7 protein-coding genes are annotated in these 7,779 nt (G+C 61.7%); all 7 read right to left on the minus strand.

Translation table 11 applies throughout. The features are described from left to right. Window positions 1-45: 45 nt before the first annotated feature. On the minus strand, window positions 46-552 hold the full coding sequence (locus WMO44_RS14160) for a regulatory protein RecX (protein ID WP_349152963.1): 507 nt from the start codon (window positions 550-552) through the stop codon (window positions 46-48). Next, window positions 553-1,725: a recombinase RecA gene (recA, locus tag WMO44_RS14165; protein ID WP_097779121.1), complete on the minus strand. Its 1,173-nt coding sequence runs from the start codon at window positions 1,723-1,725 to the stop codon at window positions 553-555. It lies immediately after the preceding gene. A gap of 116 nt (window positions 1,726-1,841) precedes the next feature. Then, on the minus strand, window positions 1,842-2,813 hold the full coding sequence (locus WMO44_RS14170) for a N5-glutamine methyltransferase family protein (RefSeq protein WP_349152964.1): 972 nt from the start codon (window positions 2,811-2,813) through the stop codon (window positions 1,842-1,844). Next, complete coding sequence (locus WMO44_RS14175) at window positions 2,807-3,754, minus strand: DUF1385 domain-containing protein (protein WP_118657942.1); 948 nt, start codon at window positions 3,752-3,754, stop codon at window positions 2,807-2,809. The genes WMO44_RS14170 and WMO44_RS14175 overlap by 7 nt, the downstream gene beginning before the upstream one ends. Before the next feature lie 132 nt (window positions 3,755-3,886). Further along, window positions 3,887-5,311, minus strand: a complete 1,425-nt coding sequence (locus WMO44_RS14180; protein WP_349152965.1) for a sensor histidine kinase — start codon at window positions 5,309-5,311, stop codon at window positions 3,887-3,889. Between the two features lie 90 nt (window positions 5,312-5,401). After that, complete coding sequence (locus WMO44_RS14185) at window positions 5,402-6,106, minus strand: response regulator transcription factor (protein ID WP_249251474.1); 705 nt, start codon at window positions 6,104-6,106, stop codon at window positions 5,402-5,404. A 17-nt stretch (window positions 6,107-6,123) separates the two neighbouring features. Further along, window positions 6,124-7,437 (minus strand): hypothetical protein, encoded by a 1,314-nt coding sequence (locus tag WMO44_RS14190; protein WP_349152966.1) that lies wholly within the window; start codon window positions 7,435-7,437, stop codon window positions 6,124-6,126. Window positions 7,438-7,779 lie beyond the last annotated feature (342 nt).

A 7,779-nucleotide genomic window follows, 5' to 3' on the forward strand; every position in this document is an offset into this window, starting at 1 on the left:
ATCTCTCTTTTGGTGTCAAAAGAGAACATCCCTCGGCTAGAGCCTCTACCCTTCCTCCTCCACCCTGCGGATGGCTTCTTTGATGACGGGGTAGGCAAAGCCGCGGCGCTGCAGCGCGGCCACCACAAGGTCGCGGCGGCCGATGGCCAGCTTTTTGCGGTAGCGGCTGTCCACCAGCGCGGCGGCGACTTCCAGCTCCGGGTCGTCGCCGTCCTCCGGGGCGTAGACTGCTTCCAGCGCACCTGCCACCTCGGCGGGGGCAAGCCCCTTTTGGCGCAGGCTCTGGGCGGCGGCGCGGCGGCTTTTGCGGGCAGCCAGCAGACTGTGTGCCCGTGCTTCGGCGTAGCGGGCATCGTTCACATAGTCCAGCTGCACCATCTCCGCCACAGCGGCGGCAGCGGCCTGTTCGGTATAGCGGCGGCACAGCCGCTCATACAGCATATTGGCAGAGACCTCCTGCCCGGCCAGCGTTTCCAGCGCGCTGGCCCGCGCCTTGGCGGGGTCGGCGCACTTTTCCGCATCCGGGCGGGGTCGACGGCGGTAAAAGGCCATTTAGTCCTCCACCATGATATCCAGCTCGCTCTCGCTGCTGCGGGTGGGTGCCTTGACTACCGGCTCCTTTGCGGCGGCGGGGTCGGCGGGCTTCTCCACTGCGGCGGCGCGGCCTGCCGGGCGGCGGGTAGCGTACAGCTTATCGGCGTTGGCGCGGATCTGCCCCTCGATGTCGTTTGCGATCTCGGGGTTATCCTTCAAAAACTGCTTGGCGTTGTCGCGGCCCTGACCCAGACGGATATCGCCGTAGTTGAACCATGCGCCGCTCTTCTGCACGATACCCAGCTTGACGCCCACGTCGATAAGCTCGCTCATTTTGGAGATGCCCTCGCCGAACATGATGTCGAACTCGGCCTCACGGAACGGCGGAGCTACCTTGTTCTTCACGATCTTGGCGCGGGTGTGGTTGCCGATGAACTGACCGGAGGAGTCCTTCAGACCCTCCACGCGGCGGATGTCGATACGCACCGAGGCGTAGTACTTCAGGGCGCGGCCACCGGTGGTCACCTCCGGGTTGCCGTACATGACGCCCACCTTCTCGCGCAGCTGGTTGATGAACACGCAGACCGTGTTGGTCTTGCCGATGACGCTGGTCAGTTTACGCATGGCCTGACTCATCAGACGTGCCTGCAGGCCCACATGGCTGTCGCCCATCTCGCCCTCGATCTCGGCGCGGGGCACCATAGCGGCTACCGAGTCCACTACGATGGCATCAATCGCGCCGGAGCGCACCAGCGCTTCGCAGATCTCCATGGCCTGCTCGCCGGTATCCGGCTGGCTGACCAGCAGGTTGTTGATATCCACGCCCAGTGCCTCAGCATAGGTGGGGTCCAGTGCGTGCTCAACGTCGATAAAGGCCACCTCGCCGCCCTTCTTCTGGGCTTCGGCAAGGATGTGCAGCGCCAGCGTGGTCTTACCGCTGGATTCCGGGCCGTACACCTCGATGATGCGGCCGCGCGGCACACCGCCCACGCCCAGCGCCAGATCCAGCCCCAGACTGCCGGTAGAAATGGCATCCACCTGCATGGAGGCGTTGTCGCCCAGCTTCATGACGGCGCCCTTGCCGAACTGCTTTTCGATCTGCGCCAGCGCCGTAGCCAGCGCGTCCTTCTTGGCTTCCGGCTCGGTCTTTTGAGTGGCCGGTGCAACGTTGTTGTTCTGATTTTTTGCCATAGCCTGCTGCTCCTTTTATCCTTTGGGCCCGCAGAGGGCGGGCCGTCCTTCGCTTTCCTTCTTAGTATAACACAAAATCAAAATATTACAACAAGAAGTTGTTTGTTTTTTCCAATTTATTTTGGGCGATGGGCGATCACGCAGCGGTCGTTGCCGCCAAAGTCCTGAATGCAGCGGATGTCTGCCCAGCCGTTCTCTGCCAGCAGGGCGGTTACGGCTTCCCGTTGCTGCCAGCCGATCTCCAGCACCAGCGCCCCGCCGGGGCACAGTGCGTTTTTGTAGTGCTGCGCCAGCGCACGGTAGAACACAAGGCCGTCCTCCCCGGCTTCCAGCGCCATGGCAGGCTCCTGTGCCACCTCGGGCTGCAGTTGCTCCATCTCTGCGGCGGTCAGGTAGGGCGGGTTCGAGACGATGAGCTCCAGCTGCCCCTCCGGCAGCGTTTCCCAGTAGGTGAAGAGGTCTGCCTGCACCGGCTGCACCGCGTAGGCGGGCTTTTGGTTCGCCCGCAGCGCGTTCAGCGCCGGGCCCCAGTCAAAAGCAGGGGCATTTGCCTGCTCAAGAGCGGTAGGCTCCAATACATTCTCGGTCTGTCTGCCCTGTCCGGTCAGGGCGCAGCGGGCGTTCTTTTCCAGATAGGCAAAGGCCGCAGGGCTTTTTTCCACGCAGGTCACCTGCGCGGCGGGGCAGAAGCGCTTGACCCCCAGCCCCAGACAGCCTGTGCCGGCGCACAGGTCCAGCACCCGGGGCGCGGCGATCCCCGCAAGGGTCTCGGCGGCGGCCTGCGCCACCACCTCGGTGTCTGCCCGGGGGCAGAGCACCCCGGGGCCTACCGCCAGCTCAAAGTCCAGAAAGCTCCAGCTGCCGCAGAGATATTGCAGCGGTTCCCGCGCGGCGCGGCGGGTGCAGAGGGATTCCAGCCCCGCCGCCTGCTCTGCGGTCAGCGGACGGTCGGAAAGGCGCACGTCCCGCCCGGTCGCCAGCCGGAACAGCTCCCGCGCGTCAAAGTCCGCGTCCGGGCAGCCTGCGGCGGTCAGCCGCTGCTCCACCTCCCGCACCGCTGCGCGGGGGAGCATTGCTTCACTTACCATTTGCCTTCCTCCGGGGTCTCGGGCAGCACGGGGGTAACGGCTGCAATGGCCACCTCGATCATGCTGTCATCCGGTTCAAAGACGGTGAGATGCTGCACCCAGATGCCCGGCTGCCGGATGATGCGGGTGGCAATATTGTCCGACCGGCCGCACCACTTGAGCAGCTCGTAGCTGATGCCCATGACCAGCGGCAGCAGCAGCAGCTTGCACACCACCCGCAGACCAATACTGCCCCACGGCAGCACACTGTACAGGAACACGCTGACAATGACTACCAGAATGAGGAAGCTGGTGCCGCAGCGGGGGTGGAAGCGGGTGTACTTGCGCACGTTCTCCACGGTCAGCGGGTCGCCCGCCTCGTAGCAGGCAATGGTCTTGTGCTCTGCACCGTGGTACTCAAACACGCGGTGGATCTCCTTCATTTTGGAGATGCCCACCATATAGGTCAGGAAGATGGCCACCTTCAGCACGGCCTCCAGCACCACCTTGCCCCAGCGCCCCAGCGGCAGCAGACGGTTCACCCCGCCCACAAGGAAGGTGGGCAGTACGGTGAACAGCAGAATCGCCAGCAAGCCGCCCAGCACCGCCGCAACGGTCATCAGCGCATTCTCGGCTTTCTCGCCCAGATGCTCTCCCACCCATTTTTCAAAGGCAGTCTCCTCCTCGGCGGGGTCGTAGTCATCCCCCATGCTTACCTGTGCCGAGTACATCATGTAGCGGTAGCCCACGATCATGCTCTCGATCATGGAAATGGCGCCGCGCACCAGCGGGATCTTCGTCCATACCCCGTGGGTGGGGGTGGGGTCGAGCTTGGTCTCAATGGTGCCGTCCGGCTTGCGTACGGCGCAGCACATCTGTTTAGGGCCGCGCATCATGATGCCTTCCATCAGGGCCTGCCCGCCTACGCTGGTCTTAAAGCGTTCCTTTTTAGGTTGATTCATTGGTTTCTCCCGATATCCGCCCCTGCCGCTTGCGGCAAAGGACGGTCTTTTTTATATTTTATCCGGGGCATATCCCCGCGTAAAGCTCATTTTAGCACACAAATGTGACAAAATCTGTGTTTTGGGCGCTGCTTACGCCTTATGGTACAGCGGCAGACCCAGCGTGACCACCGTGCCGCGCCCGAGGGTGCTTTTGATATCCAGCGTGCCGTCCAGCGCGGTCATGATGGAATCCACCAGCGCCAGACCGATGCCGCTGCCGCGCACCGAGTTGCTGCCCTTGTAGAACTTGGTCTTTACGTTTTCCAAATCCTCCGGCGGGATGCCGCGCCCCTGATCGATGATCTCCACAAAGGCCTTGTACTCCCCTGCCCACAGCTTGACCGTAATACGCCCGCCGGGGGCAGAGTATTTGATGGCGTTGTCCAGAATATTGATGAACACCTGCCGCAGACGATCCGGGTCGGCGTAGACAGGGATCATCTCCTCCGGCTCGGTGTAGTGGAGCAGCAGCCCCTCCTGTCGGATGCGCGCCTCGCAGAAGAGCACCGCATCGGTCAGCTCTGCCACCAAGTCCAGCGGGCGGCACTCCATGCGGATGCGTCCGTTCTGCAGGCGGCTGAAATCCAGCAGCTCCTCTACCATATTGTTCAGCCGCCCGGTCTCGTTGTTGATGATCTCCAGCCCCTTGCGGTAGTTCTCGTCCGTGGGGTCGTCCAAGGTCATCAGGGTCTCCACCCAGCCCCGGATGGAGGTAAGCGGGGTGCGCAGCTCGTGGGACACCGAACTGATGAACTCGTTCTTCATCTTCTCGGTCTCTTCCAGACCCTCAGCCATCTGGTTGATGGTGCCGCGCAGCCGGTCCACCTCGTCGTGGGGGTCATCGGTCAGGGGCAGACGCACATCCAGCTCGCCCCGGGCGATGCCGGCAGCGGTGCGTTCCACCTGCCCCAGCGGCACCACGATGCCCCGCACGAAGTACAGCCCGGACATGACCGTAAACAGCAAGATTGCCATCGCAATGAACACACTGATGATGATGGCGTTTTTGACCTGCCGCTCCACCAGCGCCAGACTGGTGACCAGCCGCAGGGCGGCCACGTCCTCGGCGTCGTAGGGCACCAGCGAGCAGGCCGCCATGACTACCTCACCAGACTGGGTGCGGTACACCGCCACGCCCAGACCGTCCGAGCCGTTGAGCGCCTGTTCAAAGTCCTTACTACTGACAATACCCTCCGCGTCCGTACCGCTGGAGGAGGCAATGACGCCACCGTAGCTGTCCAGCAGCATGAACTCGTATTTATCCTTATCGGCAAACTGCTCCACCATGCGCCGCAGCGCCAGACTGCGGCTGGCGGCGGCGCTCTGGGCGGTATCGCCGGTATACATTTTCAGCTGACCGGTCACCGAGGAGAACCGCCGGTACATGATCTGCTGCACACTGCTGTAATAGCCCCGGGTATAGCTGTACAGGAACATTGCCTCGGCCAGCAGCACCACCAGTACGGTGATAAGCAGGTTGCCCCGCAGCCAGCGGCGGGTGATACCGCTTCGCATAACAGTGTCCTCCTTTCGGTGAGTATAGATAATAAAAAAATATTTTTTTGTGATTCAGGAAAGTCCTACGGACTTTCCTGAATCACATTTTTATTCTTCCCACCGGTAGCCGTAGCCCCACACGGTCATGATGTGGGTGGGGTGGCTGGGCTCGTCCTCCACCTTCATGCGCAGGCGGCGGATGTTCACATCCACGATCTTTACATCGCCGAAGTAGTTCTCGCCCCAGACCCCTTTCAGGATCTTTTCACGCACCAGCGCAGTGCCCGGGTTGCGGAAGAACAGCTCCATGATCTGGAACTCCACCTGTGTCAGTTCAATGGGCTGACCGGCCTTCAGCAGAACGCGGCGGTTCTCGTCCAGCACAAAGTCGCCGCTGGTCAAAGTGCCCAGCGGGGTATTCTCCCGGCTCTCCCCTTCCTTGGTGCGGGTGACCCGGCGGCACAGCGCCTCCACACGCGCCAGCAGCTCGCTGACGCTGAAAGGCTTGGTCATGTAATCGTCTGCGCCGATGGACAGGCCGCGGATCTTATCCTGCTCCTGCCCCTTGGCGCTTAGGATGATGATGCCGATCTGCTGGTCGGTGCGGCGGATGGTCTCACACAGCGAAAACCCGTTCATGCCCGGCAGCATCACGTCCAGAATTGCGGCATCACAGCCGGGTTTCTGTGCCAGCAGCGGCAGAGCGGCTTCGGCGCTTTCGGCCTCCACCACCTCCATCCCCGCATGGCGCAGGTTCAGGGCGATCATATCGCGGATATTGGCCTCATCTTCTACAACAAGCACTCGTACCATGCAGCATCCTCCATTCCTCAATTCAGCAGATACAACGCCTTGGAAAGGCGGTAGTTTGTGTCAGAAAGCAAAACGTCCGGACCCATTTTGGCCTGCACCTGACGGGACGCTACCACGCCCAGCCGGGTCCAGCCGGTGGAGTTGGCCGAGGTCCTTGCCAGCCGTACCGTCAGCACCAGCTGATCCTCGTCCACTGTGCGCAGCTCCACTGCGCCGTCATATTCCTCGCTGTCGGTCAGTTTCAGGTTGCCCTCCCACTCGGCGGGCAGCTCGATATAACAGTTGGTCTCCTCGTCCAGCAGGCCAAAGCTTTTTTCCGGCTGGCTGCTGGTGTAGTCCATCCAGACGATAAAGTCCATGCGGCGGCTCTGGCTCAGGTTCAGCAGACCCGCCTCGTCCGGCTGGGTGGGGATTTCCACAATGCCGTCCCCGTCCAGATCCCGGCTGACCAGCGTGGGCACGTTGCGCAGAGAAGCATTATACAGCCGCTGGCTGCTGATCCTTGTGGCGGGCACCATCTGCTGGCTATTCTCATCGTAGCACAGCAGCACCGAGGCCAGATTGTTGCCGGAAATGCCGGTCCAGCCGTCCAGCACCAGATAATGCCGCCCATCCGTGCCTGCGCCCGCCGCCACCGAGGCGCAGCCGGAGAACTTATCCGCAGAAAGGCCGTTGACCGCCACCTGCCGGAAGCTGCCTTCCCGGTCTGCAGTCAGCAGCTCGATCTGCACGCTGCCGTCCTCCTGTGTGGACATCAGGATCAGATCCTGACTGCTGCCGCCGGTGATATTTTCCACCAGATACTGCTCGTACTGCTGTTCCAGAATGGTGGACAGGGTGCCCTTCTGATAGGAGTACACCGCCAGATAGTGATCATTCTGGGCGGCGGTATAGCCCACAACCAGCTGGCAGCTGTCTGTATCCTGCAATTGGGCAAGGCTGACGTTCTCCACCGTTTCGGCAAGGCCCTCCACGCTCTGGCGCACCTGCCAGCTTCCGGCGTCGTCCCGCTGCAAAATGGCCACGCAGACGTTGGCGGTCTGGGCGGTGGTATACAGCACCGCCGCGTCCTGCTGACCATCGCCGTCCAAGTCCTGCAGCACAAAGGGAGAAAGCAGCTCCCCCTGAATGGGATATTTCAGCTGGGCGCTCTCCCCCAGCCAGTCGTTCAGGGCAGTTTGCAGCGCACCGTAATCGCCGGAAAGTTTCGGGGCACGCAGCAGTTCCTCTACCTGTGCCTTTTCGTTGGCCGGCAGCACGGTCTGACAGCTGCACAGCAAAACGCACAGCAGCGCGCACAGCACCAGCCGCAGCCTGTGGGTTCTGTTCATACCGGTCAACCTCCTTCCGGGCATAAAATGTTATTTTCAGTATACCACACTTTGCGGACACAAAAAAGGGGGTGGGCATATCTGGCGCTTGCTCGTGGGACGATTTTAAATGCGCTCCGCGTTGCTCTGCGCATAGTCAGCGGAAAGATTATTTTTAATAGAGCAATGCCGGAGCGTCTGCGGACGCTCCGGCATTGCATTTTCACAGGTGGGGTCGTAGAGGAAAACGACAGGTGCAGCGCCGCTTTCTGCGAAAGCGCGGCGCTGCGGGGAAATTTGCGGCAGGCTCTCAACAGGCTGAACTCCCTCAGTCAAAACCTAACGGTTTTGACAGCTCCCTCT

The organism is Faecalibacterium tardum (assembly GCF_040096515.1).
Lineage (GTDB): Bacteria > Bacillota > Clostridia > Oscillospirales > Ruminococcaceae > Faecalibacterium > Faecalibacterium tardum.